2 protein-coding genes are annotated in these 828 nt (G+C 55.2%); both read right to left on the reverse strand.

What is annotated here, in order from left to right:
- Positions 1-365, reverse strand: a 365-nt coding sequence (locus tag ISP20_RS21430; protein ID WP_204638244.1) for a hypothetical protein, incomplete at its 3' end; no start/stop codon positions are given.
- A gap of 1 nt (position 366) precedes the next feature.
- A partial coding sequence (locus ISP20_RS21435; RefSeq protein WP_204638245.1) for a formylglycine-generating enzyme family protein occupies positions 367-828 on the reverse strand: 462 nt, incomplete at its 5' end.

Genomic DNA, 828 nt, shown 5'->3' on the forward strand with positions numbered 1-828 from the left:
AGCCGAACCGTGTGGACAGGGCGCGAATCGGCGCTGATTACGACGGGCCACAGCTGATCCTTGGGCACACCGCAAGGCCACTCGCAAAGCGGTTTGTAGGCGTTATAGGTTTCTGCCCAACCGAAGTCGCCCATGTCGAATTCACCGCCTTCGACAAACACCATGTTGTCCACCGCAGTGACGACTTGATGCAGTAGATCCTTCCGATCGTTTTCGGAAAGCTTTGGATAACGCATACCGATGCGTTCTTGAATGGAATTGACCTGATCTGCGCCAAGGGATTGACTAGTCACAGCGGGCGCAGCATGACAGCCGATGAGCAACGATATTGCAATCGACATAGCGAATAAGGAACGACGAGCCATGTCAGCGCTTCAGTGGGGTGCTTTGCTGGATGGCGCAGCGGTAGCTATTGGTAGAATAGTAATCCTTGAGAACTGATGTGTCGTGCGAGCGCGCCATAGTAAATGTTAGATCTGGAGAGGCGATAACCACCGCTCCTCTTATCACTTTCTCCGTGCCTGTCGCGGGGCCTCGAGGATCATCCACCGGCGAATGCTGGTAGTACTCCGGGTCGTACCAATCATTGATCCACGAAGTGGCATTGCCACCCATGTCGTACAACCCCAACGGATTGGGCGGGTACTTGTCCACCGCATAGGTTTTGCTTTCACCTTCGCCACGATAGTTGCGACCGCGCTCGATATAACCGTTGTCGGTGGCATACAGCACATGCTTGCCGCGAGAGCGGGCGGCGTACTCGTATTGCGCTTCGGTGGGCAGGTCCACTGGCAAGCCGCTGAGTTCACCAAGCCATACGCAATAGTC

This window comes from Dyella kyungheensis, from assembly GCF_016905005.1.
Taxonomy (GTDB): Bacteria; Pseudomonadota; Gammaproteobacteria; order Xanthomonadales; family Rhodanobacteraceae; genus Dyella; species Dyella kyungheensis.